This is a genomic window from Sphingomonas sp. 2378, from assembly GCF_038084995.1.
Lineage (GTDB): Bacteria > Pseudomonadota > Alphaproteobacteria > Sphingomonadales > Sphingomonadaceae > Sphingomonas.
Window position 1 is genome coordinate 1 of sequence record NZ_JAXCMJ010000019.1, and the last position, 26838, is coordinate 26838.

General features: G+C 67.5%; 23 protein-coding genes. 14 read left to right on the forward strand and 9 right to left on the reverse strand.

All coding sequences use genetic code 11. From position 1 onward, the window contains the following. The first annotated feature begins 273 nt into the window (after window positions 1–273). From ptsP to SM191_RS10960, 7 genes are all read left to right on the forward strand, one after another. Window positions 274–2547, forward strand: a complete 2274-nt coding sequence (gene ptsP / locus SM191_RS10930; RefSeq protein ID WP_307002476.1) for a phosphoenolpyruvate--protein phosphotransferase — start codon at window positions 274–276, stop codon at window positions 2545–2547. 91 nt (window positions 2548–2638) lie between these two features. After that, window positions 2639–3583: a helix-turn-helix domain-containing protein gene (locus tag SM191_RS10935; RefSeq protein WP_341506230.1), complete on the forward strand. Its 945-nt coding sequence runs from the start codon at window positions 2639–2641 to the stop codon at window positions 3581–3583. A 90-nt stretch (window positions 3584–3673) separates the two neighbouring features. Next, complete coding sequence (locus SM191_RS10940) at window positions 3674–4603, forward strand: tetratricopeptide repeat protein (protein ID WP_307002472.1); 930 nt, start codon at window positions 3674–3676, stop codon at window positions 4601–4603. Window positions 4604–4818: 215 nt separating this feature from the next. Further along, complete coding sequence (gene tilS / locus SM191_RS10945) at window positions 4819–5811, forward strand: tRNA lysidine(34) synthetase TilS (RefSeq protein ID WP_341506231.1); 993 nt, start codon at window positions 4819–4821, stop codon at window positions 5809–5811. A 253-nt stretch (window positions 5812–6064) separates the two neighbouring features. Beyond that, window positions 6065–8032 (forward strand): ATP-dependent zinc metalloprotease FtsH, encoded by a 1968-nt coding sequence (gene ftsH / locus SM191_RS10950; RefSeq protein WP_307002470.1) that lies wholly within the window; start codon window positions 6065–6067, stop codon window positions 8030–8032. A 374-nt stretch (window positions 8033–8406) separates the two neighbouring features. Further along, window positions 8407–9288, forward strand: coding sequence for a dienelactone hydrolase family protein (locus tag SM191_RS10955; RefSeq protein ID WP_341506232.1), 882 nt, complete (start codon window positions 8407–8409; stop codon window positions 9286–9288). 96 nt (window positions 9289–9384) lie between these two features. After that, window positions 9385–9528: a hypothetical protein gene (locus SM191_RS10960; protein ID WP_341506233.1), complete on the forward strand. Its 144-nt coding sequence runs from the start codon at window positions 9385–9387 to the stop codon at window positions 9526–9528. Between the two features lie 50 nt (window positions 9529–9578). On the opposite strand, the gene SM191_RS10965 is transcribed toward SM191_RS10960, so the two are convergent. The 3 genes from SM191_RS10965 to pgi form a co-directional block, all read right to left on the reverse strand. Beyond that, on the reverse strand, window positions 9579–9746 hold the full coding sequence (locus SM191_RS10965; RefSeq protein ID WP_307002464.1) for a hypothetical protein: 168 nt from the start codon (window positions 9744–9746) through the stop codon (window positions 9579–9581). Between the two features lie 170 nt (window positions 9747–9916). After that, the gene (gor, locus tag SM191_RS10970) at window positions 9917–11266 is read right to left on the reverse strand and encodes a glutathione-disulfide reductase (protein WP_341506234.1); all 1350 of its coding nucleotides are present in this window, start codon (window positions 11264–11266) and stop codon (window positions 9917–9919) included. A gap of 234 nt (window positions 11267–11500) precedes the next feature. Then, complete coding sequence (gene pgi, locus SM191_RS10975) at window positions 11501–12994, reverse strand: glucose-6-phosphate isomerase (RefSeq protein WP_341506235.1); 1494 nt, start codon at window positions 12992–12994, stop codon at window positions 11501–11503. Between the two features lie 207 nt (window positions 12995–13201). Here pgi and SM191_RS10980 point away from each other — a divergent pair, with 207 nt between their 5' ends. Next, window positions 13202–14083: an energy transducer TonB gene (locus SM191_RS10980; protein WP_341506236.1), complete on the forward strand. Its 882-nt coding sequence runs from the start codon at window positions 13202–13204 to the stop codon at window positions 14081–14083. A 14-nt stretch (window positions 14084–14097) separates the two neighbouring features. Here the strand turns inward: SM191_RS10980 and SM191_RS10985 are convergent, their stop codons facing one another. Next, window positions 14098–14694, reverse strand: coding sequence for a GNAT family N-acetyltransferase (locus tag SM191_RS10985; protein WP_307002456.1), 597 nt, complete (start codon window positions 14692–14694; stop codon window positions 14098–14100). A gap of 177 nt (window positions 14695–14871) precedes the next feature. Then, the gene (gene sppA / locus SM191_RS10990; protein WP_341506237.1) at window positions 14872–16833 is read right to left on the reverse strand and encodes a signal peptide peptidase SppA; all 1962 of its coding nucleotides are present in this window, start codon (window positions 16831–16833) and stop codon (window positions 14872–14874) included. A gap of 225 nt (window positions 16834–17058) precedes the next feature. Here sppA and groES point away from each other — a divergent pair, with 225 nt between their 5' ends. Both groES and groL read left to right on the forward strand, forming a co-directional pair. Continuing rightward, a complete protein-coding gene (gene groES, locus SM191_RS10995; protein WP_267435017.1) occupies window positions 17059–17346 on the forward strand; it encodes a co-chaperone GroES in 288 nt (95 codons plus the stop codon). 97 nt (window positions 17347–17443) lie between these two features. After that, window positions 17444–19084 carry a chaperonin GroEL gene (gene groL, locus SM191_RS11000; protein ID WP_341506238.1) on the forward strand — a complete coding sequence of 547 codons (1641 nt, stop codon included), beginning with the start codon at window positions 17444–17446 and terminating at the stop codon, window positions 19082–19084. 622 nt (window positions 19085–19706) lie between these two features. On the opposite strand, the gene SM191_RS11005 is transcribed toward groL, so the two are convergent. From SM191_RS11005 to SM191_RS11015, 3 genes are read right to left on the reverse strand one after another with little or no spacing between them, the layout of a single operon-like run. After that, window positions 19707–20447, reverse strand: coding sequence for a DsbA family protein (locus SM191_RS11005; protein WP_341506239.1), 741 nt, complete (start codon window positions 20445–20447; stop codon window positions 19707–19709). A 29-nt stretch (window positions 20448–20476) separates the two neighbouring features. After that, window positions 20477–21172: a DsbA family protein gene (locus SM191_RS11010; protein ID WP_341506240.1), complete on the reverse strand. Its 696-nt coding sequence runs from the start codon at window positions 21170–21172 to the stop codon at window positions 20477–20479. After that, window positions 21172–21687, reverse strand: coding sequence for a DUF721 domain-containing protein (locus tag SM191_RS11015; RefSeq protein ID WP_341506241.1), 516 nt, complete (start codon window positions 21685–21687; stop codon window positions 21172–21174). The genes SM191_RS11010 and SM191_RS11015 overlap by 1 nt, the downstream gene beginning before the upstream one ends. A gap of 26 nt (window positions 21688–21713) precedes the next feature. On the opposite strand from SM191_RS11015, the gene mutY reads away from it, so the two are divergent. The 3 genes from mutY to nudC are packed head-to-tail and all read left to right on the forward strand — an operon-like array spanning window position 21714 to window position 24939. Beyond that, the gene (mutY, locus tag SM191_RS11020) at window positions 21714–22763 is read left to right on the forward strand and encodes an A/G-specific adenine glycosylase (protein WP_341506242.1); all 1050 of its coding nucleotides are present in this window, start codon (window positions 21714–21716) and stop codon (window positions 22761–22763) included. An 8-nt stretch (window positions 22764–22771) separates the two neighbouring features. Then, window positions 22772–24091: a serine hydrolase domain-containing protein gene (locus SM191_RS11025; RefSeq protein ID WP_341506276.1), complete on the forward strand. Its 1320-nt coding sequence runs from the start codon at window positions 22772–22774 to the stop codon at window positions 24089–24091. Further along, window positions 24088–24939: an NAD(+) diphosphatase gene (gene nudC, locus SM191_RS11030; RefSeq protein WP_341506243.1), complete on the forward strand. Its 852-nt coding sequence runs from the start codon at window positions 24088–24090 to the stop codon at window positions 24937–24939. The genes SM191_RS11025 and nudC overlap by 4 nt, the downstream gene beginning before the upstream one ends. Before the next feature lie 130 nt (window positions 24940–25069). Here nudC and SM191_RS11035 read toward each other — a convergent pair whose 3' ends face one another. Beyond that, window positions 25070–25960 (reverse strand): prephenate dehydratase, encoded by an 891-nt coding sequence (locus tag SM191_RS11035; protein ID WP_307002445.1) that lies wholly within the window; start codon window positions 25958–25960, stop codon window positions 25070–25072. Between the two features lie 128 nt (window positions 25961–26088). Between SM191_RS11035 and SM191_RS11040 the strand changes: the two genes are divergently transcribed. Continuing rightward, on the forward strand, window positions 26089–26796 hold the full coding sequence (locus SM191_RS11040) for a c-type cytochrome (protein ID WP_341506244.1): 708 nt from the start codon (window positions 26089–26091) through the stop codon (window positions 26794–26796). Window positions 26797–26838 lie beyond the last annotated feature (42 nt).

Sequence of the window (26838 nt, forward strand, 5' to 3'; positions counted from 1 at the left end):
CCTTGGCGGCGGCGGGGGGAGGGGGCGGCGGGGTCTGTGCGATGGCGGGCGCGGCGGCGGCGCCGAGGATAAGCGCGAGGGTTAGGAATTTGGGCATGCTACTCTCCCGTGACTGATCTTGACGCAACCGGTCGTTTCCTCCGCTGTTCCTGATAAATATTTGAAACATGATACATATCAGCGACTTTGTTCGGGTCGCCCGATGGCCAAAAGGCACGGTGCCGCGATATTAGGACATGACACCCCCGCATCCCGTCTGTTAGCCCTGTCGCCATGCCCGTTTCGGCCGCCGCATCCGCCCGCGAGATCCTCGTTCGTCTGCACGACGTCATGGCGTCGCGCACCACCGCCCAAGCCAAGCTGAACCAGGTCGTCCAGATCATCGGCGAGGCGATCGGCAGCGAGGTGTGTTCCATCTATCTGCTGCGCGAAGGGGTGCTGGAACTGTTCGCGACGCGCGGGCTGGCCGAGGAGGCGGTGCACGTCACCAAGATGGCGCTGGGCGAGGGGCTGGTCGGCACCATCGCCGAGGATGTCGAGGTGCTGAACCTCGACGAAGCGGCCAGCCACCCCGACTTCGCCTATAAGCCCGAGACGGGCGAGGACCGGTTCCACAGCTTCGCGGGCGTGCCGATCATCCGGCGCGAGCGGGCGGTGGGCGTATTGGCGGTCCAGCATAGCGAACCGCGCAAATATGCCGATGTCGAGATCGAGGCTTTGCAGACCGTCGCGATGGTGCTGTCCGAACTGATCGCCAATGCCGGGCTGATCGATGCGGCGGGGGCGGCGGGCACGCGGCCGCAGATGACCGCTTCGGTCCGCTTGAGCGGACAAAAGCTGGTCGACGGCATGGGCAGCGGTTTCGCCGTCTATCACCAGCCGCGCATCGTCATCGAGCATACGGTTGCCGAGGATATCGATGCCGAGCGTCGCCGCGTCTATGCCGCGTTCGACAAGATGCGCGAACAGATCGACCGCATGGCGCGCGAGGCCGAGTTCGGCGTCGCGGGCGAGCATGTCGAGGTCATCGAGACCTATAAGATGTTCGCCTATGACGAGGGTTGGGCAAGGCGGATCAACGAGGCGATCGATAGCGGCCTGACCGCCGAGGCCGCGATCGAGCGGGTGCAGCAGCGTACCCGCCAGCGGATGCGCCAGATCGACGACCCGCTTCTCGCCGACCGGATGCACGATCTGGAGGATCTGTCCAACCGGCTGCTCCGCATCGTCTCGGGCCAGATGGGCACGGCGGCGCAACTCGGGCTGCGGCAGGATACGATCCTGCTCGCGCGCAATCTGGGGCCCGCCGAATTGCTGGAATATGACCGGCGGCGGTTGAAGGGCGTGATCCTGGAGGAAGGGTCGCTGACCGCGCATGTCATCATCGTCGCGCGGGCGATGGGCGTGCCGGTGCTGGGCCGCGTGCGCGACATGCGGCGGCAGATCGCCGATGGCGACCAGTTGCTGCTCGACGTGACCGAGGGCAGCGTGCTGGTCCGCCCGACCGCCGCGATGGAGGAGGCGTTCGAGGCGAAGCTGCAACTCCGGCAGAAGCGGCGCGCGGCCTTCGCGGCGCTGCGCGACGTGCCGCCGGTGACGAAGGATGGTCGCCGCATCACGCTGATGGTCAATGCCGGGCTTCGCGACGACGCCGCCGCGCTCGACACCACGGGGGCGGACGGGATCGGGTTGTTCCGCACCGAATTCCAGTTCCTGGTATCGGCCACCCTGCCACAGCGCGAGCGGCAGCAGCGGCTGTACCGCGACGTGCTGGAGGCGGCGGGCGACCGGCCGGTGATCTTCCGCACCATCGATATCGGCGGGGACAAGGCGCTGCCCTATCTGAACACCGATGCGGCGGATGAAGAGAATCCGGCGATGGGCTGGCGCGCGCTTCGCCTCGCGCTGGAACGCGAAGGGCTGATGAAGGCGCAGGCCCGCGCTCTGATCGAGGCGGGGGCGGGACGCACGCTCCACATCATGTTCCCGATGGTGTCGGAGGCCTGGGAGTTCGACGAGGCCAAGGCGTTGTTCGAGGCACAGCGGGCCTGGCTTGGCGCGCGCGGGCGTCGCCCGCCGATCGACGTGCGCTACGGCGCGATGCTGGAGGTGCCCGCGCTCGCCGAACAGCTCGACCTGATCCTGCCGAACGTCGATTTCCTGTCGATCGGCACGAACGACCTGACCCAATTCCTGTTCGCCGCCGATCGCGCCAATCCCAAGCTGGCCGAGCGTTACGACTGGCTGAGCCCGTCGATCCTGCGCTTCCTCCGCCGGGTGGTCGATCCCGCCCGCGCGGCGGGGGTGCCGATCGGCGTATGCGGTGAGATGGGCGGGCGTCCGCTGGAGGCGATGGCGCTGATCGGGCTGGGCATCGAACGCCTGTCGATCACGCCCGCCGCGGTGGGGCCGGTCAAGGCGATGATCCGCTCGCTCGACCGTTCGGCGATCGCCAAGGAGATGGCGCGGCTGCTGGCCCATCCCGTGCGCGACATGCGCGGGGCGCTTGGTGCCTGGGCTGCGACGAACGGTGTGGAATTGGCCTAAATCAAGCCGGGGCCCCGCGTTGACTTGCGCACGGGGCTCTGAAAGAACGACCGCGATCATGGGGTGGGCCATGGTCACTTCGGAGTTGAGAATGGACGAGGTCAATCCCGGCCACGATGCCGCACCGGCGGCACCTGCCCGCGCCGGTGACGTCCTGCGCACGGCGCGTGAGGCGCAGGGGCTTTCGCTGGGCGATATCGGGGCTCGCACCCGCATCCCCAGTCGCCATCTCGCGGCGATCGAGGCATCCGATTATCAGAGCCTGCCGTCGGCCACCTATGCGGTCGGTTTCGCCAAGGCCTATGCCCGTGCGGTCGGCGCGGACGAGGTCGCGATCGCACAGGCGGTGCGTGCCGATGTCGACCGGCTGGGTCGCCGTACCACCGAATATGTGCCGCAGGATATCGCCGATCCCGCCCGCGTTCCCTCGCGCGGTCTGGCGATCGTCGGGGTCGGGCTGGCGCTGGCGCTGCTGATCATCGCGGGGCTGTGGTACGGAACCGACCTGTTCCGCCGCGACCGCACCGCGCAGGAGGTGCCCGCCGCCACCCCGCTGACCAACGCGACCGAGGCCGCAGCCGCCCCGGCGCCCAGCCCGACCCCGGTGACGGCGGGCAAGGTGGTGCTGACCGCCAAGGGCGAGGTCTGGCTGCGGGTCTATGATGCGGACAATGTCACGCTGAAGATGGGCACGCTGAAGCCCGGCGAACAATATGAGGTGCCTGCCAATGCCAAGGGGCCGCTGCTCAATGTGGGGCGTCCCGACAAGCTGGGCGTGACGCTGGACGGCAAGGAGCTTGCGCCGCTGGGCGACGGATCGCGGGCGATCAAGGATGTGCGGCTCGACCCCGCCTCGATCGCGGCGCGGTTGTCCGGCGCGCACGTGCCGTCCGCCACGACGGCGGCGACCGGCACGGGCCGCAGCACGACGCGCGAGCGGTCGGCGCGATGGCCTTCGTCGGAGCAGGCGGGCGATACGGCTCCGGCCCCCGCGCCATCGCCGACCACCGCCACCACGGCCCCGGCCGATCTGTAAGGGGCCGGCTCCTTCAGGCTGGAGACAGCCGTGACGGAGCAGGATAGCGTCCGTTATGTTCTTGATGATGCCCAGCGGGGGGTGAGACCGATGCGTAATCTGTTGCTGGCCGGGATCGCGGCCCTGACGATCCTGCCGACCGCCGCCATGGCGCAGTCCAATGTCGAGGGCCGCGTCGGCAAGCTGGAAAGCGAAATGCGCGCGGTCCAGCGCAAGGTGTTTCCGAACGGCGCGGGCGGCTATGTCCAGCCAGAGATCACCGCGCCGCAGACCCAGGCGCAGGCCCCCGGCGTTCCCGCGTCGAGCGCGCTGAGCGACCTGACCGCGCGCGTCACCTCGCTGGAAGAGCAGATGGCGAGCCTGACCGGTCAGATCGAACAGAATGGCTATCGCACCCGCCAGCTTCAGGACCAGTTCGACGCCTATAGGCGCGGCACCGAGGCGCGGCTGAAGGCATTGGAGTCCGGCCCCGCGCCGATCGCGCCCGCCGGGCAGAGCGCGCCGCTCGATTCGGCCCCGGCGGCGTCCACGGGCGGCAAGAGTCCGGCGGCGGCTTCGGTCGTGACCGGCGACACCGCCAGCACCGCCCCCGCGACGGGTGGCGCGGCGGTGGACAAGCCCTCGACCGGTGATGCGGCGGAGGACGCCTATCTCTATGGCTATCGCCTGTGGACGGCCAAGCGCTATGCCGAGGCGGAGACGCAGTTGAAGAAGGTGGTCGCGGATTATCCCAAGAGCCGCCGCGCCAGCTATGCCCAGAATCTGTTGGGCCGTACCTATCTCGACTCCGGCAAGCCCAGCCTGGCGTCGATGGCGTTCTACGAGAATTACAAGAAATTCCCGGACGGCGAGCGCGCGCCCGACAGCCTGCTCTATCTGGGCCAGGCGCTGACCAAGCTGAACAAGGCCGCCGACGCCTGCAAGGTCTATGACGAACTGTCCGACGTGTACGGCGCCAAGCTGTCCGCTTCGATGAAGTCGCAGATCACCGCCGGACGCACCGCCGCCAAGTGCCAGTGATCGATGATCATTCCTCCCCTTGCAGGGGAGGTGGCAGGGCGAAGCCCTGACGGAGGGGTGTCACGGCCAACGGGGACACCCCTCCACCATGCTTCGCATGGTCCCCCTCCCCTTGCAGGGGAGGAGTTCGGTGACGATGGCCAGCGCAAAATCCCTTGCGCCCGTCCTCCGGAAGGGCCAGAGCGCGCGCGTCCCTGACCAGATTTGAGAGCATCATGGCCACCGATGCCACGGCCGTCGATCAGATTGCGCGCTTTGCCGCCGATCTGACGCTTCTTCACGATCCTTCCGCCGATGCGGCGCCCCTGTTGCTGGCCGTGTCGGGCGGTCCCGACAGCATGGCGATGCTGACGCTGGCGGCGGCGGCGCTGCCGGGACGGATCGCGGTGGCGACGGTGGACCACGGCCTTCGCCCCGAGGCGGCGGATGAGGTGCGGATGGTGGCGGAGCATTGCGCGAAGCTGGGCGTGCCGCATCACGCCTTACGCCCTTCGGAGGCAATCGCGGGGGCCAGCATCCAGGCGCAGGCGCGAGACGCCCGCTATGCGCTGCTCGCCGAACAGGCGCGGGCCATCGGCGCGGCGGCGATCCTGACCGCGCATCATGCCGACGACCAGGCGGAGACCTTCCTGATGCGCGCGGCGCGCGGGGCGGGGCTGTCGGGCCTGTCGGGCGTGCGTGCGCGGACGGTGATCGCGGGCGCGGTGGTCTTGCGTCCGCTGCTCGACTGGCGACGGGCCGAGTTGCGCCAGATCGTGCGGCGGGCGGAAGCGCCGTTCGTGGACGATCCCGCCAATCACGATCCGCGTCACGACCGCACCCGGTTCCGCCAGTTGCTCGACGGCCATGAATGGCTGGGCGTGGCGCAACTGGCGCGTGCGGCGCAGCAACTGGCGGAGGCGGACACCGATCTTCGCGCGACCGTCGACTGGCTATGGGATCAGCGGGTTCAGATAGACGGCGACAATGTCCGCATCCAGGCCGCCGACCTGCCCCGCGAACTGGGGCGCAGGCTGGCCCGCCGCGCGATCGGCACGGTCCGTGCCGCCGCGGCGATCGAGTCGCCCGCCTGGAGCGAGGGCAGCAATATCGAGAAGCTGCTCGAAGCGCTCCACCATGGCAGCCGCGCGACCCAGGCGGGGGTGATCGCCAGCGTTCGCTCCGGCGTCTGGCGCTTCCGCCCCGCACCCCCGCGCCGAACGGGTTGATCCTCCAATTCCTCCCCAAGCTTGCTTGGGGAAGGGGACCGCCGCGTCAGCGGGGGTGGAGGGGCCATGTCGCTATCGATGCGCCATATGGCAGGCCTTGATGCCCCTCCACCACCGCTTCGCGGCGGTCCCCCTCCCCGCGCTTCGCGCAGGGAGGAATGAAGTCCGTCCCACCGATCACATTGATCGGCGTTGTTCCATTGCCATTAACCTCGCCATGCCTATCTTGGTGGCTGAAAGGTATCCGGCACCTATGAATGACAACGACAAGCAGCAGAGCCCCGATCCCAATGGGGGCGGCAACCCCTGGATGAAGAGCCTGTTGATCTGGGTAGGCATCCTGATGGCGCTCGCCCTGTTCGTCAGTCTGTCGGGCGCCGGTTCCTCGGCGCAGAGCGGCAACCAGATCGAATATTCCACCTTCCTCGACAAGGTGGACGAGGGGACGGTGAAGACCGCCACCATCTCGCGCGATACGATCACCGGTACGCTGTCGTCGGGTGAGCGGTTCAAGACCACGCCGGTTCCCGATTCGCAACTGATCCCGCGCCTGCGCAAGCAGGGCGTGACCTTCACCGCCAAGACCGAGGAAGCGCCCTCGGTCTGGATGCTGATGCTGTACAATTCGCTGCCCTTCATCCTGTTCATCGGCATCGCCTTCTTCGTGCTGCGCCAGATGCAGAAGGGCGGCGGGGCCAGCGGCGCGATGGGCTTCGGCAAGAGCCGCGCCCGGATGCTGACCCAGAAGGAGGGCAAGGTGACCTTCGACGATGTGGCCGGCATCGACGAGGCGCGCGACGAGTTGCAGGAAATCGTCGAGTTCCTGAAGGACCCGTCGAAGTTCGCCCGTCTGGGCGGCAAGATTCCGAAGGGCGCGCTGCTGGTCGGCTCGCCGGGCACCGGCAAGACGCTGCTCGCCCGCGCGATCGCGGGTGAGGCGGGCGTGCCCTTCTTCACCATTTCGGGTTCGGACTTTGTCGAGATGTTCGTCGGCGTCGGCGCCAGCCGCGTGCGCGACATGTTCGAGCAGGCCAAGAAGTCCGCCCCCTGCATCGTCTTCATCGACGAAATCGACGCGGTGGGTCGCCATCGCGGTGCGGGCCTGGGCAACGGCAATGACGAGCGCGAGCAGACGTTGAACCAGCTGCTGGTCGAGATGGATGGTTTCGAGGCCAATGAGGGCATCATCATCATCGCCGCGACCAACCGCCCCGATGTGCTCGACCCCGCGCTGCTGCGTCCCGGCCGTTTCGACCGTCAGGTCGTGGTGCCGCGTCCCGACATCGATGGCCGCGTGAAGATCCTCGAAGTCCATATGAAGAAGGTGCCGCTGGCCCCCGACGTCGACGCCCGCGTCATCGCGCGTGGTACGCCGGGCTTTTCGGGAGCGGACCTGGCCAATCTGGTCAACGAGGCGGCGCTGATGGCGGCGCGCAAGGGCAAGCGTCTGGTCGCCAATGCCGAGTTCGAGGAAGCCAAGGACAAGGTCATGATGGGCGCGGAGCGTCGTTCCATGGTCATGACCGAGGACGAGAAGCGGATGACCGCCTATCACGAGGCGGGCCATGCCATCATCGCGCTGCACGAACCCGCCTCGGACCCGATCCACAAGGCGACGATCATCCCGCGCGGCCGCGCGCTGGGCATGGTGATGCGCCTGCCCGAGCGGGATTCGTACAGCTATCACCGCGACAAGATGTACGCGAACCTGGCGGTCGCCATGGGCGGTCGTGTCGCCGAGGAAATCATCTTCGGCTATGACAAGGTGTCGAGCGGTGCCAGCGGCGACATTCAATATGCGACGGGTCTCGCCCGCGACATGGTCACCAAATGGGGCATGTCGGACAAGGTCGGCCCGGTCGAATATGCGCAGCCGGAAGGCGAAAGCTTCCTGGGTTATTCGTCCAGCCAGCCGGTGCGCATGTCCAACCAGACCGCGCAACTGATCGACGACGAGATCAAGTCGATCGTCGAGGGCGGCCTGCACCGCGCCAAGCATGTCCTGACCGAGCATGTCGACCAGCTTCATCTGCTGGCGGGTGCGCTGCTCGAATATGAGACGCTGTCGGGCGATGAGATCAAGAAGCTGATCGCGGGCGACGATATCGGTCGCGACGATCCCAAGGCGAAGGCGGTGCCGATCGCCAAGGCGGGGACGTCGATCCCGAAGACCCGTCGCGGGGCGGGGCCCTTCGGTTCGCCGAGTCCGCTCGGGGCCTGATCCGGTTTCCGGTTGCGGAAAGGGCCGTTCCTGACACGGGGGCGGTCCTTTTTCTTTGGGGTGGTCGCGTGGCCTTCGACTTCGCTCAGGCGGAACGGTGGTTGGGGGCCATGTCTCTGAATCGCCTCGCCTGATATCCTGGATCGGGATGATAGCAGGTCGAGCCACCCCTCTCCTGAAGGGGAGGGGCTCGGATCGGCTCCAGGTCTTCCTGCCCCCCAACGTCCGTTCGGCCTGAGCGAAGTCGAAGGCCACGGGAATCCCTGTACCCCAATCCCGCACTAGCCCTCTGATCCCACGCCGTTTACACTCCTCTCACGGCCATCACCCGCGTCCCAGCGAACGACCGACCAGGCCGAAGGGAGGAAGTCCGCATGACCGATGCGCTGCACGACCAGGCCGTCCGGATTTACGACGCCTTCACCCATGAGCATCACGACCGGCGAACCCTGCTTCGCCAGATGACCGCGCTGGCGGGATCGGTGGCGGCGGCAGAGGCGCTGATCCTGGGGATCGCCGCCAGCCCGGTGGCGGCTGCGATCGTCGATCCGCATGACACGCGCCTGCGCATCGACCGGCGGGAGGGCATGGAGGCGGGCGCCCGCTCGGCGGCCTATATCGCGATGCCCAAGGGCGCGAAGAAGCGGCTGGGCACGGTGCTGGTCATCCATGAGAATCGGGGGCTCACCCCGCATATCGAGGATGTCGCGCGGCGTATGGCGCTGGCGGGCTTCCATGCCGTCGCGCCCGATCTGCTCGCACCGCAAGGCGGCACCCCGGCCGATGAGGATCGCGCGCGAACGCTGATCGGCTCGCTCGACTATGATCTGGCGCTCGCCCAGGCGCGGGCGATGATCGAGCATGCCGCCCGTGACAGGGCGGGCACCGGCCGGGTCGGTGCCGTGGGGTTCTGCTGGGGCGGGGCGTTCGTCAACCGGCTGGCGGTGGCGACGGGGCCGGCCCTAGCGGCGGGCGTCGCCTATTATGGACCCGCTCCCGCCCCGTCGGAGGCCGCCAGGGTGCAAGCGCCCCTCATGCTCCATTATGCGGGCAAGGATGCGCGGGTGAACGCGACCGGCGAACCCTGGGTCACGGCCTTGCGGGCGGCGGGCAAGCCGGTCGAGGCCTTCACCTATCCGGGCGTCGATCATGCCTTCAACAATGACGGCTCCGCCCAACGCTATGATGCCGTTGCCGCGAAGCAGGCCTGGGACCGGACGATCGCCTTTTTGCACCGTCATCTGGATCGCGCATGACCGCGCCAGCGCAATCGTGATCGCAATAGAGACGAAATGGCCGCCGACCTGATGCTCTATACCAACCCTCGGTCACGCGGCCGGATCGCTCGCTGAATGCTGGAGGAGGCGGCGAATCGCGCGTTCGGCGTGACCGTGACGCCGGATCAAGGCCATATGGCGGGCTATGGCGATTTCGATCGGGCCGTCGCGGTCATCGATGGGACGACCACCCCGCCTATCGTCGCGCCAGCGCGCTGACGACGGGATGGAGGAGGCGGTCTGACCGAGCCGACCCTGGCCGACCGGGCTCAGGCCGAAAGGCGCTCGTCTTCCCGCTTTCGATGGGCGGCGCGTAGCATGTCGAGACCGGCCGCGATGTGATTGCCCGCCAGCCTGTGGCCCAGCGCATCCGCGCCCTCCATCGCCGCGATGGCGAGTGCGATCACCTGTTCGAACGTGGTGGTCTGATCGTTCATTCCGCTTTCCATGGCCATCCTGCCCAAAGCCCGCGCATCGAGTCGGCCTTGCTTATACCGTCCGAATATTAAATCGCGATAAAATATAGCGCGATATATAATTTGTCACATATCGGCCCTTTGTGCCTTGGCGGGACAGAGCGGCATCCGCTCCATCCCGCAAGGCGGGTTCAGCGCATCAGCACCAGTTCCTCGGCCATGGTCGGGTGCAGCGCGACGGTCGCGTCGAACTGCGCCTTGGTCAGACCCGCCTTGACCGCGACGGCGGCGGCCTGAAGGATTTCCGGCACGTCGGGCCCGATCATGTGCAGACCCACGACCCGGTCGGTGTCGCCGTCGCACACCATCTTGTAGAGCGAGCGCTCCTCGCGGCCCGCCAGCACATTCTTCATCGGGCGGAAGTCGGAGGTGTAGACGCGGACCGACCCCAGTTTCTGCTTGGCCTGCGCCTCGGTCAGGCCGACGCCCGCCATCGGCGGATGGCTGAACACCGCAGCGGGGATGCATTCGTAATCGACCCTGGTCGGCTTGTTGCCGAAGATGGTGTCGGCGAAGGCCTGTCCCTCGCGGATCGCGACGGGGGTCAGTTGCACCCGGTTGGTGACGTCGCCCACCGCATAGATGCTGGGGCAGGTCGAGCGGTTGTCCTCATCCACCTTCACCGCGCCGTGATCGTCCAATTCGACGCCCGCCGTTTCCAGCCCCAGGCCATGGGTGTTGGGCACGCGACCGGTCGCGAACATGACCAGATCGACCTCGATCGGGGCGTGGCCCGACATGGAGACCTTGAGCGAGCCGTCCGCCTGCTTCTCGATCCCCTCGAACGTCGCGTCGAAGCGGAACTCGATCCCCTTCATCATCGAAATCTGGAGCAGCCGGTCGCGGATGGTCAGGTCGTATCCGCGCAGGATCTCCTTGCTGCGGTTGATCAGGGTCACATGCGCGCCGAACTGATGGAAGACGCCGGCAAATTCGTTGGCGATATAGCCCGCGCCCGCGATCAGCACCCGTTTCGGGATGCTGTCGAGATGGAACGCCTCGTTGGAGGTGATGCCATGTTCGTGGCCGGGACAGGAGGGAACGGCGGGGTGCGCGCCGACCGCGATCAGGATGCGCTCGGCGGTCTTCTCGGTCCCGTCGGCCAGGCGGACGCTGTGCGGACCGGTGACGGTGGCGCGCTGATCGATGATCTCGACATTGTGGCTTTCCAGCGTTTTCTTATAGGCGCCGTTCAGCCGATCGACTTCGGACAGGACGTTGTCGCGCAGCGTCTCCCAAGAGAATTCGCAGTCACTGGGCACCTGCCAGCCGAAGCGGCGCGCGTCCTTCAGGTCCTCGGCGAAATGCGCGCCATAGACGAGCAGCTTCTTCGGCACGCAGCCGCGAATGACGCAGGTGCCGCCGACGCGGTATTCCTCGGCCACCGCCACGCGCGCGCCATGCGCCGCCGCGACCCGCGACGCCCGCGTGCCGCCGGAGCCCGCCCCGATGACGAACAGGTCATAGTCATACTCAGCCATGGGAAAGACTTCTCCGGGGAATTGGGGACGACAGGTCCCCCTAAAAGCACAACGGGGGACGCCGAGCCAAGTTCAGCGTCCCCCTGACAGTGATCGGAAATTCAAATTCCTCCCCAAGCTGTGCTTGGGGAGGGGGACCGCGCCCGAAGGGCGTGGTGGAGGGGCATGGTCGCTGGCGGTGACACCCCTCCGTCAGGGCTGCGCCCTGCCACCTCCCCTTGCAGGGGAGGAATGTTACGCGCCGAACGCCCGCTGGATCAAATCCTCGGTCGAGGGGTCGAAGTCCTGCCCGCCCTGATCCGCCGCCTTGGCCATTTCCTTGCCCAGTTCGACGCCGAACTGATCGAAGCTGTTGATGCCCAGCAGCACGCCGTTCACGAACACACGGTGCTCATAGAACGCGATCAGCGCCCCGAGCGTGCGCGGGTCGAGCGTGTCGAGCAGGATGGTCGAGGAGGGACGGTCGCCCGAATAGCTGCGCGCGGGATCGTCGACCGTCTTGCCCTTCATCAGCGCGGCCCCCTGCGCGAAGGCGTTGAGCAGCAACTGGCGATGATGATCCTCGCTCAGCACATCGCCGGGCTCGATGACGGCGATGAACTCGACGGGGACGAGGTGGGTGCCCTGATGGAGCAACTGGAACACCGCATGCTGCGCATCGGTGCCGACCCCGCCCCAGGTGATCGCGGCGGTGGGACGGCCGACCGGCTGGCCATCGACCGTCACGCCCTTGCCGTTCGATTCCATCTCCAACTGCTGGAGATAGGAGGGCAGGAGGCGAAGCCGCTCGTCATAGGCGAAGGGCGCGCGCGTCTCGGCATGGCGGACCTGGGTGTAGTAAAGGTCGGCAAAGGCGGCGAGCGCGGGGGCGTTCTGGCTGAGGTCGGTCAGGCGGAAATGGCGATCCATCTCGGCCGCGCCCTCCAGCAGTTCCTCGAACGCATCCCAGCCCAGGCCCAAAGCGGCCGGGAAACCGATGGTCGACCAGAGCGAATAACGCCCGCCGACCGACCCGGCGAAGGGCAGGATGCGCGTCTCGTCCACGCCCCATTCGACCGCCTTGTCGGGGTTGGCGGTCAGCGCGATCACCTTGCCATAGGGATCCTCGACCCCATGCTCGGTCATCCATTGCAGCGCCGAGGTGGCGTTGAGCATCGTCTCGGTGGTGGTGAAGGTCTTGGACGCGACGACCAGCAGCGTGGCGGCGGGATCGAAGCGCTTGAACACCTCCTCCAGCGCGACGCCGTCGACGTTCGACACGATCGCCACGTCGTAGCGGTCGCTGTCACGCCCCAGCGCGTCGACCAGCAGGTCGGGGCCAAGTGCCGAGCCCCCGATGCCGATATGCAGGACATGGCGGATCGGCCCCAGCGCCTCGGCCTCGATCGCGTCGATCAGCGCGCGCATCCGGGCGTGGGACTGGCGGGCGGTGGCGACGCTCTCGGCCTTGCCCTCGCCACGCTCGGCGGTGTGCTCGACCGCGCGGCCTTCGGTCACGTTGACCACCTCGCCGCCGAACAGCGCGTCGCGCTTGGCGGCCAGCCCCTTGGCCTTGGCCAGTTCGGCGAAGGCGGCGACCGCGTCGGGCGTCAGATGGGTCTTGGACCAGTCGAAATGGATACCCGCCACGTCCAGGCTGAGCGATGCCAGCCGATTGGGATCATTCGCGAAAAGATCGAGAAGCGGGGTCTGCGGGAGCGATTCGATCGTCGACCAGTCGGCAGCCATGATGCCTGTTCCTTTCTAGCGTCCCCAACGGGGTTCACCCACGGCGTTAGCCAAAGCGGGTGCGCAAAGCCAAGCCTTAGATTGGTATGGTGGGGACAGGGCGGCAGAGGAAAAGGCCGAGTGCTTCACAATATCGTTGGGCCGTGGGACGGGTCATGGCATCCTGCCGGGCGATCGGCCGGTCCGGTCGAACCGAGGGAGAGGGGAATGATGCGCGGTCGAATGGCTTTGGCACTTGCCGGGGGCGCGGCGATATTGGGGACGATGACATCGTCCATGCTCTTCGCTGCGGAGCCCAAGCCTCCCATGGTGCCGACGTCCAAATGGAACATGGATTACGCGCCGACCGAATGCCGCCTGTTGCGGACGTTCGGTGAGGGCAAGGAGCAGATCCTGCTCCAGATCGCGCGCTATGATGTCCTGGACCGGTTGGAAATGGCGCTGGCCGGGCCGCATATTCCCGCGACCGATGAAAAGCAGGCGGTGTCGGTGTCGACATCGACCGTCGCCGAAGTCCCCGGCATGCGGGCGCAGGGCTTTGCGGGGATGCGTAACACGCCCGCCACGCTTCGGTTCAGTCCCGATGTCGATCTGCCCAAGGCTTTGCGCGGGGATGTCGCGGCGGGGAAGCCGACCATGTTGGGCATCAATTTCGTGCGACGCTACGCCATCCGGCTGGATTTGGGGGCGATGGCGAACGCGCTCGCCGCGCTCGACAAATGTTCGGACAATCTGATCGCCTCCTGGGGGCTCGATCCGGTTCAGCAACGCCAGTTGAAGAGTGGGCCGGAGCCCGTCGAGAGCCCTGTCAGCTGGTTCCGGCCCGACGATTATCCGGCGGGATTGAGCCAGATGGGCATGGGGGGCGCCGTCATCATTCGCCTGCTGGTCGGAACGGACGGCAATGTCCAGAAATGCGAAGTGGCCAAGGCCGGGGGCGACAAGGCGTTCCAGGACGCGACCTGCGAAGCGGCGACGAAGCGAGCCAGGTTTCGGCCCGCCATCGCCGCCGATGGCCAGCCCGTCGCCTCGGTCTGGATCAAGCGGATCGATTGGAAGCCCGGCGGGGCGTTCTTTGTATTCCGCTGACGGGTGAGGGTCGATCAGCCCTGGCGATGCTTCGCCGACACCGGATCGCGGACCACGCCGACATCGGCGAAGCGCTTGGGTTCGGCGGGATGGGGGGCGGGTTCGGCGAGTTCGCGTTGCCAATAGCCGACGTCGATCCAGCGGCCATGCTTGTGCCCGACCTCGCGGAACACGCCCGCGCGGCGGAAACCGACCGCTTCGTGCAGCTTGATCGAACCGTCATTGGGCAGCGCGATCACGCCCATCGCCTGGGTGAATCCTTGCGCGGTCAGCGTGTCGACCAAAGCCTCGTAAAGCAGCCGTCCGATGCCCGAACGCTGCGACACGTCGGCGACATAGATGGTCGTCTCCACCACCCAGCGATAGGCTTCGCGCTCGCGGAAGCGGGCGGCATAGGCATAGCCGATCACGCCCTCCTCATTCCCCTGTTCGTCCGCCAGGGTCGCGACGATCCAGGGATAAAGGCCGTCCGCCCCCTCCATCCGCGCGCGCATCGTGTCGGCATCCGGGGCCTGGGTCTCGAACGACACGACACCGGCCAGAACATGCGGGGCATAGATGGCGGCGATGGCGGCGGCGTCATCGGGGCGGGCGGCGCGGATGGCGATCATGCTGGGCGGGGACTCCGGAAGTGATGGACCTGCCTAGCGTGAAGGGCGGCGGTTCGGGAAGTGCCAATCCCACACCCCGTTCGCACTGAGCGAAGTCGAAGTGCATGGGATAACGCTTGCCGATCGGGCGGGGCGTGGCCTTCGACTTCGCTCAGGCTGAACGGGGGGTGGGGGGCGTTACAGCCCCAGCTTCGCGATCACCATGTCGAGCAACCGCTGATCGCCCGGCCTGGCCATCGGGCCCAGGCCACCGCATTCCAGGCAACGTGCCTGCACCGACCCGCCGCGCACCAGCCGGGTCACGTCGCCCAGCGCCCGCGCCACGACCGCACGGCGTTCGGCGGCGGCGATGGCGAAGACGTCGCCGCCCTGCTGGCTGTCATCGTCGCTGTCGAACCCTTCGGCCAGCATCGCGGCGAAGCCCGGCTTCTTCTCCAGATATTCGGCATGGACCTTGGCGGGGTCCAGCTTGGCGCGGCGCGCAGCCTCGGCGATGGCGTCGGACAGATTGCCGAAGCGGTCGACCAGGCCGATCTGACGCGCGGTGCCGCCGTCCCACACCCGCCCCTGCGCGATGGTGTCGACCTTTTCCGGCGTCATGTGGCGTGACTGGGCGACGCGGGTCAGGAACTGGCGATAGCCATTCTCGATCCCCGCCTGAAGGATGGTGTCGAGCATCGGCGTGGTGCCGCCCAGCACGTCCGGCTGGCCGGTCAGCGGCGTGGTCTTCACCCCGTCGGTGGTCACGCCGATCTTGGCCAGCGTGTTCTCGAAGGTCGGGATGATGCCGAAAATGCCGATCGACCCGGTGATCGTCCCCGGCTCGGCGAAGATTATGTCGGCGGGGGTCGAGACCCAGTAACCGCCCGACGCGGCCAGACCGCCCATCGAGACGACGACCGGCAGCTTCTGCCGCTTGGCCTCCAGGATCGCTTGGCGGATCTGCTCGGACGCCAGCACCGAGCCGCCCGGCGAATCGACGCGCACGACCAGCGCCTTCAGCTTCTTGGCGGCCAGCCCGTCGAGCAGCGCCTTGGACACCGTCTCTCCGGCGGCGGTGCCGGGGCCCGCTTCGCCATCGACGATATCGCCCGCGACGGTCAGCACGCCGATCGCGTCGCCGCTGGTGGGCAGCGGATTGGCACGTACCCAGGAGGCATAGGAGATGGTGCGGAAGCTGCCCGCGGGCTTGTTCGCCTCGACCCCGGCGATCTCCGCCACCCGCTTGCCGAAGGCCATGCGGTCGCCCAGCTTGTCGACCAGCCCGGCCTTCCGATTGGCCTCGGCGATATTGCCGTGGGTAGCGAGCACCGCGCGGTCGGGCTGCGACAGGAAGGCGTCGATCTGCGCCTTGGGCCGCGCCTTGGCGACGGCTTCGCGCCACTGGGCGAACAGCGTACCGTACAGGGCCTGCGACGCGGCGCGCGCATCGGGGCTCTGGTCGGTGCGGATATAGGGCTCCACGAAGGATTTGAACTTGCCGACGCGATAGACATGGGTGTTGACGCCCAGCTTGTCGATCAGCCCCTTATAGTAAAGCTGGTTGCCGCCCGGCCCCGCGAACAGCGTGCCGCCCAGCGGATTAACCCAGATCTCGCTGGCATTCGATGCCAGGCGATAGGCGCCGTCGGTATAGGCGGTGGCATAGGTCAGCACCGGCTTGCCGCTCTTGCGGAAGCGGGTGATCGCATCGCCGACCTCCTGCAACGTCGCCGGATAGGCGCCGCCGAACGCGTCGAGGTCGAGGACCAGCAGCTTCACCCGGCCATCGCCCCTGGCGGTGTCGATCGCGCGCACCACGTCGCGCAGGCGATATTGGCGCGGCGTGTCGCCGCCCGACAGCAGCGCGAGCGGCGCGATCGTCTCGGGCTGTTCGACGATCGGGCCGTCCAGCTTGAGGAGGAGCGCGCCGTCGCTGATCGCCTTCGTCCCCGGCCGCGCATTGAGCGCTGCGAAGATCAGTCCGAAGAACAGCAGCATCGCCGCCAGGACCAGGAAATCCTTGATCCCCACCAGCAGCCGCCACGCCGCCTTGACGATCCGCCAGCCGCTGCGCTTGCCGGGCTTGCGCCCCGGGCGACTGAAATCCTGGTCGAGCGGGGAGGCGGGCGGAAGAGCGTCTGCGCGAGCGTCGGTCATCAGGCATGGCTAGCCCAGCCGCGAAGGCTGGGCAATGGCCCGTATTATGGGGCCAATACGGATGTGGATGGCCTATGATTTTGTTCCCGGCTTTCGGGCGGCCCGTCGAAATTTTTTGGGATGGACCGTTGACGCCCTGAACCGTCGTTCACATATCCGGGGTGTTGGCACTCGCATGGCTCGAGTGCCAGAAAAGTGTAACATGCCAGATAAAGGGACATGGCAATGAACTTTCGTCCGTTGCACGACCGCGTTCTCGTCCGTCGCGTCGAGGCCGAGGAAAAGACGGCTGGCGGGATCATCATCCCCGACACCGCCAAGGAAAAGCCCCAGGAGGGCGAAGTCGTCGCCGCCGGTTCGGGTGCGAAGGCCGAAGACGGCAAGCTGACCCCGCTGGACGTGAAGGCGGGCGACCGCATCCTGTTCGGCAAATGGTCGGGCACCGAGGTCAAGGTGAACGGTGAAGACCTGCTGATCATGAAGGAATCGGACATTCTCGGCGTCATCGGCTGAGGACAGTCCCGTCATGCCAGCGCAGGCTGGCATCTTCTCCCGCACGAGACCCCAGCCTTCGCTGGGGTGACGAAATTTCAGAGAAAGGGTAGCCACCATGGCAGCCAAGGAAGTCAAGTTTTCGCGCGACGCGCGTGAGCGCATTCTGAAGGGCGTCGACATCCTCGCCGATGCCGTCAAGGTCACGCTGGGCCCCAAGGGCCGCAACGTCGTGATCGACAAGTCGTTCGGTGCCCCGCGCATCACCAAGGACGGCGTTTCGGTCGCCAAGGAAATCGAACTCAAGGACAAGTTCGAGAATATGGGCGCGCAGATGGTGCGCGAAGTGGCGTCGAAGACCAACGACATCGCCGGTGACGGCACCACCACCGCGACCGTCCTGGCCCAGGCAATCGTCCGCGAGGGCATGAAGTCGGTCGCGGCCGGCATGAACCCGATGGACCTGAAGCGCGGCATCGACATCGCCGTCACGAAGGTCGTCGAGGACATCAAGTCGCGCTCCAAGCCCGTCTCGGGCAGCCAGGAAGTGGCCCAGGTCGGCATCATCTCGGCGAACGGCGACCGTGAAGTCGGCGAGAAGATCGCCGAAGCCATGGAAAAGGTCGGCAAGGAAGGCGTCATCACCGTCGAGGAGGCCAAGGGCCTCGAATTCGAGCTCGACGTCGTCGAGGGCATGCAGTTCGACCGTGGTTACCTGTCGCCCTATTTCATCACCAACCCGGAAAAGATGACGGTCGAACTCAACGACCCGTACATCCTGATCCACGAGAAGAAGCTGTCGAACCTCCAGGCGATGCTCCCGATCCTGGAAGCCGTCGTCCAGTCGGGCCGGCCGCTCCTGATCATCGCCGAGGACATCGAGGGTGAGGCTCTGGCCACGCTCGTCGTCAACAAGCTGCGCGGCGGCCTGAAGGTCGCGGCGGTCAAGGCGCCGGGCTTCGGCGATCGTCGCAAGGCGATGCTGGAAGACATCGCCATCCTGACCGCGGGCGAGCTGATCTCGGAAGACCTGGGCATCAAGCTCGAAACCGTCACCGTCGGCATGCTCGGCACCGCCAAGCGCGTCACGATCGACAAGGACAACACCACCATCGTCGATGGCGCGGGTGATGCCGAAGCGATCAAGGGCCGCACCGAGGCGATCCGTGCGCAGATCGAGAACACCACCAGCGATTACGACCGCGAGAAGCTCCAGGAGCGTCTGGCCAAGCTCGCTGGCGGCGTGGCCGTCATCAAGGTCGGCGGTGCGACCGAGGTCGAGGTGAAGGAGCGCAAGGACCGCGTCGACGACGCGCTGCACGCGACCCGCGCGGCCGTCGAAGAGGGCATCGTCCCCGGTGGTGGCACGGCGCTGCTCTATGCGACCAAGGCGCTCGACGGCGTCAAGGGCGTCAACGACGACCAGACCCGTGGTATCGACATCGTTCGCAAGTCGCTGACCGCGCTGGTTCGCCAGATCGCTCAGAACGCCGGTCATGACGGTGCGGTCGTGTCGGGCAAGCTGCTCGACCAGCACGACACCTCGTTCGGCTTCAACGCGTCGACCGACACCTATGAGAACCTGGTCGCCGCCGGCGTGATCGACCCGACCAAGGTCGTCCGCACCGCGCTCCAGAACGCGGCGTCGGTCGCGGGTCTGCTCATCACCACGGAAGCCACCGTGGCCGAGCTGCCCGAAGACAAGCCCGCCATGCCCGCCGGTGGCGGCATGGGCGGCATGGGCGGCATGGACTTCTAAGTCGGATCGGGGACCGGCGGGGCTTGCCCGCCGGGAACCGGACCGGCCTGTCCTTGCGGTACAGCCAGAGAAGGCCCGGGGAATGATCCCCGGGCCTTTTTTGCGTGCGCTTTACCTTCCCCGATCGTCGTTCAGCCTGAGCGAAGTCGAAGGCCACGGGACTCGCTCGGGGGGAGGGCGGGGCGTGCACTTCGACTTCGCTCAGTGCTAACGGCGGTGGGGCGTGAGGCTTACCTTCCAGGATCGAGCCCGGTGCCCCGCTCCCTGCATCCGTTCAGCCTGAGCGCAGTCGAAGGCCATGGGTAGTGCGCAGTTCAATCGGCGGGGCGCGCACCTCGACCCCGAACAATGCGAACGGGGGGTGGGGTGGGAAGCGATCGGAAGGCCCGGTTCCCCGGCGAAGGCCGGGGCCCAGTTTCGATGCGCCTGAGGAGGGCGTCGAAACAGGCGGGGGAGGCCCAGCGATCCGCCTCGTCATTGGCTCCCCAGCCATCCGCTTCGCGCGCCATCGGAGACATGGCAACTAGGCCCCGGCCTCCGCCGGGGTACGAAGGGGGGCATGGAAAAAGGCGGCCGGACCTTCGCCCGACCGCCTTTCCCGCAATCCGAAAGTCGGACCTGCTTACGCGCCCGCGTTCTTCAGCGCCGCCTGCACGTCCGCCCAGCCGATCGCGCCCTTCAGCGGCTTGCCGTTCAGGATGAAGGTCGGCGTACCGGTCACCGTGCCGTCGGCGCCGCGATCCTGGGTCTGCTTGGTCAGGCGGTCGATCTGCGTCATGTCGCTCAGGCACTGGCGCGCCTTGGCTTCGGGGATACCGCGCTGCTTGACGAAGTTGATCAGGTCCATCTGATCGGCCAGCGCCTTGATGACATCGACCGGCTTGGCGTTCTGGAGCTGCTGCTGCATCGCGGGGCTCATCGCCTGGAGCTTGTCGTTGAAGCCCTGCTGCGACTGGTACATCTGTTCCAGCACCGGGAAGAAGGTCGCCTCGCCCGCGCAGATGCCGAGCAGCGCCGGGGGCAGGTCGGGCGCGCCGTGGATCAGGAATTCGCGGAATTCCCAGCTGACCTTGCCCGACTTGACGTAGGTGTTCGTCAGCGGCTCGTAACCCTCACGCGCGAATGCGCCGCAGGCGGGGCACAGGCGCGAGCCATATTCGACCAGCTTGATGGGCGCATTGGGGTTGCCCATCACATAGCCTTCGTCGGTCTTGCTGACGACCTGGGTCCAGTCCTGGCCCGCAGGGGCGGCGATCGCGGGCAGCGGCGAAGCGGCGGGGGCAGTGCTGTTGGCGTCGCCGTTGCCGCCGCCACAGGCCGCAAGGGCGAGCGGAAGGGCGAGGAGGAGAAGGCGAGACTTCATCGACATATGCTCCGAGGAAAAAGAAGAGATTAGCGGGCGCCGGCGGCGCGCAACAGCGGCATCAGCCGATCCCAGGTGAAGACGCCCATCGCCTGTTTGCCGTTGATGAAGAAGCCCGGCGTCCCCTCGATGCTTTCGGGGGCGGAACTGGTCATCGCGACGATCCGGTCGGTGGCGGCGCGGTCCGACAGGCAGGCGGTGATCTGCGCATCGCCAAGCCCCGCCGCCTTGCCGATCGCGGTCAGCCCGGCGCCATCGGCGATCGCGCGCATCTGCGCCGCGAGCGGATAGGTGCCGATGCGCTGGCCATTGGCCTGATCGAACTCCATGGCGCGCTGGCCCCAGCTCTTCTGCTGCGCGAACAGCGTCTCGGTCAGCCCGACGAACTTGCCCGCGCCGCCGCAACGCGCGAGGAGCGACGCGGCCAGATCGACCCGGTTGAGCAGATAATGGCGAATCTCGATGCTGGTCGAGCCCGAGCGGACGAACTGGCCCTTCAGCACCGGCGTCGCGCTGTTCACGAAAGCGGCGCAGTGCGGACAGGTATAGCTGACATATTCCACCAGCTTCACCCGCGCATCGGGGTTGCCGATGACATAGGCGCCCGCAGGCGTCTGGGTGATATGGGTCGTCCAGTCGACCTTGCGCTGCGCCTGGGCGGCATTGGCGCTGGAGGCCACGGAGAGCGAAAGGCCGAGTGCGGCCAGCGACAGGAAGAGGCGCATCACGATACCTTGGGGATGCCGCGCGTCGCGGCGACGCCTGCGGCGAGCGATTCGAGAACGGCGCGAAGTTCCGGGTCGGCGATCTGGCGCAGCCCGTCGCCCATTTCGGGCGGCACCGGCTGGGGCTTGGGCGGCGCGGCGCGGCGGGGGGCGGCCATGGGCAGTTCGCCCTGCCGGATCTGGAGCCGTGCGACCGCCGGATAGCCGAAGAAGCGGTTCACCCGCTCGATGATCTCGGGCGCGATATGCTGCATCATCGGCGCATGGGCGCCGCGCACCACCAGGGTCAGGACGCCATTCTGCTTCTCGCCCTGCGGAAAGCGGATCGACTCGGGCGCGCTGGCGGTCGACAGGCGGGGACCGACGATATCCGGCCAGCGGCTGACGATCGCGCTCTGCACGAAGCCGAAGCGGCGAAAGGCCGCGCCGCCGATCGCGGGCAGCAGTTCGGACACCGCGCGGGGGCGATTCGATCGGGGGGGCGGCTCCTGGGGGGCGCGGACGCGCTTGCTCATATCCGCCCCCATGCCATAGCGGGCGGGTGGACGCCAAGCATTCATCATCGCCCGATACGCCCGCCGCCCGGTTGCTCGCCTGGTATGACCGGCATGCCCGCGACCTGCCCTGGCGCAGCAAACCGGGGGAGACGCCCGATCCGTACCGTGTCTGGCTGTCCGAGGTGATGCTGCAACAGACGACGGTGGCGGCGGTCACCCCACGCTTCACCGCCTGGGTGGAGCGCTGGCCCGATGTGGCGAGCCTGGCGGCGGCGTCGGACGAGGACATCATGGCTGCCTGGGCGGGGCTGGGTTACTATGCCCGCGCCCGCAATCTGGTGAAGGCGGCGCGGGCGGTGGTCGCCGAGCATGGCGGGCGCTTCCCCGCGACCGAGGCGGCGCTTCGCGACCTGCCGGGGCTGGGGGCCTATACGGCGGCGGCGGTGGCGGCGATCGCGTTCGGCGAGCGGGCGGTGGTGGTCGATGCCAATGTCGAGCGGGTCGTGGCGCGGCTGTTCGCGATTCGGACGCCGCTGCCCGCCGCGCGCCCGGCGATTCGCGAGGCGACCGACCGGATCACGCCGGACGCGCGCGCGGGGGACTTCGCGCAAGCCATGATGGACCTGGGCTCCTCCATCTGCACCGTGAAGAAGCCGCAATGCCTGCTCTGCCCGCTCGCCGCCGATTGCGACGCGCGGGCGCAGGGGATCGCCGAGACGCTGCCCGCCAAGGCCCCCAAGAAGAGGCGCCCCTATCGCCACGGCACGGTCTTCTGGATCGAGCGGGACGGCCGGGTCTGGCTGGTCCGCCGCCCGGACAAGGGGATGCTGGGCGGGATGCGCGCGCTGCCTACCGGGCCTTGGGAGGACGATCGGCCGGGCCTGGCCGATGCGCCGGGCAAGGGGCCCTGGACGATGCTGAACGAGACGGTCGTCCATGGCTTCACCCATTTCGAGCTGGAATTGGCGCTTGCGAAGAGCGAGGGCGAACCGGATGATTCGGGGGCGGGCGAATGGTGGCCGATCGCCGAATTGGGAACCGCTGGCCTGCCCACATTGTTCGCGCGGGCAGCCGATCGTTTGAAAGGGGTCTGAAGCCGATGATGCGCCGTGTGATGATGACGGGCGGGGTGATGCTGACCCTGCTGAGTGCCACCGCCCCGGCGCAGGTCGCCGCGCAAGCCCGACCCCAGGCGCGAACCGTCGCCCCGCTGCCCACGACCCAGGCGCTGTTCGACAGCTATGTCCGGTCGGGGAAGATGCCGGGCATCGTCGCCGCGATCGGGCTTCCGGGCAAGCCGGCGATGTTCGTGTCCGCCGGGCGCACGGGGGTCGAGCCCAATGCCCCCGCCGTCACGCCCGACAGCCTGTGGCGCGTCTATTCGATGACCAAGCCGATCACCGCCATGGCGGCGATGATGCTGATCGAGGAGGGCAAGCTAAAGCTCGATCAGCCGCTGTCCGACATCTATCCCGCCTATCGGCAGATGCGGGTGCTGACCGACCCCGACGCCTCGCTCGACAGCCGCCCGGCGACCAAGCCGATCACGATCCGCAACCTGCTGACCCATACGGCGGGGCTGGGATACAGCATCGTGACCAAGGGGCCGTTGCTCAAGGAATATGAGCGGCTGGGGATCGTGCCCTTCGCCGCCAATGCGCGGGTGGAGGCGCAGGTCCGCCCGACCCGTCCCGCCAACCTCCAGCAATTCGCCGAGCGGGTCGCCACCCTGCCGCTGATCGCCGAGCCGGGAACGAAGTGGAGCTATTCGATCGGCCTCGACGTGATGGCGGCGGTGGTCGAGAAGGTGTCGGGAATGCCGTTCGAGCGGTTCGTGCAGACGCGGCTCTTCACCCCGCTCAAGATGAATTCCAGCTATTGGCAGGTGCCCGCGTCGGCGGCCAACCGGCTGGTCGGCAATTACACCTTCCTCGGCGACAATCTGGTGCCGCTCGATCCTGCGGCGAGATCGGTGTTCCTCCAGGCGCCGAGTTTCCCCTATGGCGGCGCGGGGCTGGTCATGTCGGCGCGCGACTATGACCGCTTCCTCCAGATGCTGCAAAATGGCGGGGAGGTGGACGGCGTGCGGGTGATGAAGGCCGAGACGGTCGGCCTCGCCATGTCCAACCTGTTGCCCCAGGGGGTGACCTTTGGCGGCGTATCGGGATCGACCGGGGGCAGCGCGGTGGCGGTGCCGACCGGCTATGGCGCGGGCGGGTCGGTGACGCTGGCCGACACGCCGGGCGGGCCGGGCAAGGGCACCTATGGCTGGGGCGGAGCGGCGGGCACCATCGCCTATGTCGATCCGACCCGGCATCTGCGCGGCACGGTGATGGTCAATTATTTCCCCGCCGACAGATATCCGCTCCGCCGCGATCTGGCGGCGGCGCTCTATCAGGATCTGGGGCGGTCGCGTCCGTGACGATCGGCTTTACCGGCGGGCGCTTGGACCGCGCCGATCCGTTGCGCCACGATCCCGAGGGGTTCGCGGCGACCCTGGCCGATCCGGCGGCGCGGTTGCTGGTCCTGAACGACTATCAGCCGGAGATGGCGGAGGGGCGGCTGGTCTGGACCGCTATCGCCCCCGACGCCGTGCCCGAGGACCATGTCCTGCTCGGCATCGAGGACGCTGTGCCGCATTTCGCGCGGCTGACCGGCCAACCGGCGGTGGGCCGTTCGTTCGAGATGATCGCCGCGCTCCATGCGCTGGCGGCGGGGGAGGCGGCGACCTATGCGGCGGCGCGCTCGGTGGTGGACTGGCATGCGCGGCACCGCTTCTGCGCGCGGTGCGGGGTGGAGACGGTGCCGTTCCGCGCGGGCTGGGGACGGAAATGCCCTGCGTGCGGGACCGAGCATTTCCCGCGCGTCGATCCGGTCGTCATCATGATCGCGGAGCATGAAGGGCGTGCGCTGCTCGGCCGTCAGCCCGCCTTTCCGCCGGGGCGCTATTCCGCGTTGGCGGGATTTCTGGAACCCGGCGAATCGATCGAGGAAGCGGTCGCGCGCGAGTTGTTCGAGGAAGCGGGCGTGCGGGTGAGGAATGTCCGCTACATCGCCAGCCAGCCCTGGCCCTTCCCGTCGTCGCTGATGATCGCCTGCGTCGCGGAGGCGGTGGATGACCGGCTGACCATCGACACGACCGAGTTGGAGGATGCGATCTGGGTGTCGCGGGACGAGGTTCGCGCGGCGCTGGCCGGGGATGCGTCGCGCTTCGGCGTGCCGCCGTCCTATGCGATCGCGCATACGCTGCTGGAGGCATGGGCCAGGTAAGTCCTCCCCTGCAAGGGGAGGGGGACCGCCGCGAAGCGGTGGTGGAGGGGTGTCCCCGCTAACCGTGACACCCCTCCGTCAGGCCTGCGGCCTGCCACCTCCCCTTGCGGGGGAGGAATGGGGCACCCCGTTATCCCCGCTCGCGCGCCTGGGCGTAGGTACCCAGCATCCGCACCCATTTGCTGTGGAAGCCCAATTCCTCGATCGCGCGGTCGAAGGCGGGTTCGCCGGGCTTGCCCACGACATCGCAATAGAATTCGGTCGCGGCGAAGCTGCCGCCGCGCTGATAGCTTTCCAGCTTGGTCATGTTGACGCCGTTGGTGGCGAAGCCGCCCATCGCCTTGTACAGGGCGGCGGGGATATTCTTCACCTCGAAGATCAGGCTGGTCATCCACGGTCCGTCGCCGACCGGCGGCTGGCTGCCCCGCGCCAGTGCGACGAAGCGGGTCATGTTGCGCTCGCCGTCCGAAATATCCTCGGCCAGCAGGTTCAGCCCGTAGAGTTCGGCCGCGCGTCGCGGGGCGAGGGCGGCGACGCGGGGGTCGCCCATCTCCGCCACGCGCGCCGCCGCGCCCGCCGTATCGGCATAGACGATCGGGCGGATGCCATGCGCGCGAAGCCAGTGGCGGCACTGGCCCAGCGCCTGCGGATGGCTCATCGCCTCGGCCAGTTCCTCGCGGGTGCCCGTCGCCATCAACGCGTGGCGGATCGACAGGAAATGCTCGCCCACGATCGCCAGCCCGGATTCGGGTAGCAGGAAATGGATGTCCGCGACGCGCCCGTGCAGCGAATTCTCGATCGGGATGATCGCCCGGTCGGCCTTGCCGCTCTTCACCGCGTCCAGCGCGTCGGCGAAGTCGAAACAGGGCAGCGGCAGGCCGTCGGGATAGGCCTCCATCGCCGCGACATGGCTGTTCGCGCCCGGTGCGCCCTGAAAGGCGACGGCGCGGTGCGGCTCGGCCAGCGCGGCGTTCGTCATCGCCTCGACGATCGGGCGGGCGGGGGCGGCGTAATTTTCCATGGGCCAGCGGCCTAATCGCGGCGCGGCACGCGATCAAGGCGGGAAGCCGAGACACAAAACTTGCCGTCCGCGAAAGCGGCACCTAAGGTCCGCGTTCAGGAGAGATATTGGCGGGGCAGCGAAAAGCGATGGACCTAAAGACCAATACGATCGCGGGATGGGTGCTGGGCGCGGCAGGCGCGGCACTGGGCCTTTCGATCGTCGGCGGCATGATGTTCCACGACGAACGGCCGGAAAAAATGGGCTATGCGATCGAGGGCGTCGAGGCCGAAGGCGGCGGCGGGGCCGCGGCGGAGGTGCCGATCGCGTCCCTCCTGCCCACCGCCGACGCGGCCAAGGGCGCGGAAGTGTTCAAGAAATGCGCCGCCTGCCACACGATCAACCAGGGCGGCGCGAACGGCATCGGCCCCAATCTCTATGCCACGATGGGCGAGGCGATCGCGCAGGGGAAAGCGGGCTTCGCTTTCTCCGACGCGCTGAAGGCGGTCGGCGGCAATTGGGACTGGGACAAGATGAACGCGTGGCTGACCTCGCCGCGCAAGTTCGCGCCCGGCACGAAGATGACCTTCGCGGGTCTCTCCAATCCGCAGGATCGCGCGAACGTGATCCTGTACCTCAACCAGCAGGGATCGAACCTGCCGCTGCCCGCCGCCCCGGCCGCCAAGGAATCCGCAGCAGGCGACGCCCCGGCCAATGGCGCGGACGCGGCGGTGAACAAGGTCGAGGAGGATGTGCGCGGCGATACCGGATCGATCGCCAATACCGGCACCCCCGCCAAGGGCGCGCCCTCGGTCGATCCGCAGGCCGCGATCGAGGGGGCCAAGGCGCCGCGCTGATCCGGTGTGCCTGACCGACCTGATCGCGGGCATCCCGGTCCT

Excerpts from the sequence above, each read along its gene's own strand:
- SM191_RS11040 (WP_341506244.1), top strand. The coding sequence starts at position 26,089 with ATGGACCTAAAGACCAATACGATCGCGGGATGGGTGCTGGGCGCGGCA.
- ftsH (WP_307002470.1), top strand. The coding sequence starts at position 6,065 with ATGAATGACAACGACAAGCAGCAGAGCCCCGATCCCAATGGGGGCGGC.
- SM191_RS11025 (WP_341506276.1), top strand. The coding sequence starts at position 22,772 with ATGCGCCGTGTGATGATGACGGGCGGGGTGATGCTGACCCTGCTGAGT.
- ptsP (WP_307002476.1), top strand. The coding sequence starts at position 274 with ATGCCCGTTTCGGCCGCCGCATCCGCCCGCGAGATCCTCGTTCGTCTG.
- gor (WP_341506234.1), bottom strand. The coding sequence starts at position 11,266 with ATGGCTGAGTATGACTATGACCTGTTCGTCATCGGGGCGGGCTCCGGC.
- SM191_RS10955 (WP_341506232.1), top strand. The coding sequence starts at position 8,407 with ATGACCGATGCGCTGCACGACCAGGCCGTCCGGATTTACGACGCCTTC.
- tilS (WP_341506231.1), top strand. The coding sequence starts at position 4,819 with ATGGCCACCGATGCCACGGCCGTCGATCAGATTGCGCGCTTTGCCGCC.
- SM191_RS11010 (WP_341506240.1), bottom strand. The coding sequence starts at position 21,172 with ATGCGCCTCTTCCTGTCGCTGGCCGCACTCGGCCTTTCGCTCTCCGTG.
- groL (WP_341506238.1), top strand. The coding sequence starts at position 17,444 with ATGGCAGCCAAGGAAGTCAAGTTTTCGCGCGACGCGCGTGAGCGCATT.
- SM191_RS10965 (WP_307002464.1), bottom strand. The coding sequence starts at position 9,746 with ATGAACGATCAGACCACCACGTTCGAACAGGTGATCGCACTCGCCATC.
- SM191_RS10960 (WP_341506233.1), top strand. The coding sequence starts at position 9,385 with ATGCTGGAGGAGGCGGCGAATCGCGCGTTCGGCGTGACCGTGACGCCG.
- SM191_RS10985 (WP_307002456.1), bottom strand. The coding sequence starts at position 14,694 with ATGATCGCCATCCGCGCCGCCCGCCCCGATGACGCCGCCGCCATCGCC.
- SM191_RS10980 (WP_341506236.1), top strand. The coding sequence starts at position 13,202 with ATGATGCGCGGTCGAATGGCTTTGGCACTTGCCGGGGGCGCGGCGATA.
- pgi (WP_341506235.1), bottom strand. The coding sequence starts at position 12,994 with ATGGCTGCCGACTGGTCGACGATCGAATCGCTCCCGCAGACCCCGCTT.
- sppA (WP_341506237.1), bottom strand. The coding sequence starts at position 16,833 with ATGACCGACGCTCGCGCAGACGCTCTTCCGCCCGCCTCCCCGCTCGAC.
- SM191_RS10935 (WP_341506230.1), top strand. The coding sequence starts at position 2,639 with ATGGACGAGGTCAATCCCGGCCACGATGCCGCACCGGCGGCACCTGCC.
- groES (WP_267435017.1), top strand. The coding sequence starts at position 17,059 with ATGAACTTTCGTCCGTTGCACGACCGCGTTCTCGTCCGTCGCGTCGAG.
- SM191_RS11005 (WP_341506239.1), bottom strand. The coding sequence starts at position 20,447 with ATGAAGTCTCGCCTTCTCCTCCTCGCCCTTCCGCTCGCCCTTGCGGCC.
- SM191_RS10940 (WP_307002472.1), top strand. The coding sequence starts at position 3,674 with ATGCGTAATCTGTTGCTGGCCGGGATCGCGGCCCTGACGATCCTGCCG.
- SM191_RS11035 (WP_307002445.1), bottom strand. The coding sequence starts at position 25,960 with ATGGAAAATTACGCCGCCCCCGCCCGCCCGATCGTCGAGGCGATGACG.
- SM191_RS11015 (WP_341506241.1), bottom strand. The coding sequence starts at position 21,687 with ATGAGCAAGCGCGTCCGCGCCCCCCAGGAGCCGCCCCCCCGATCGAAT.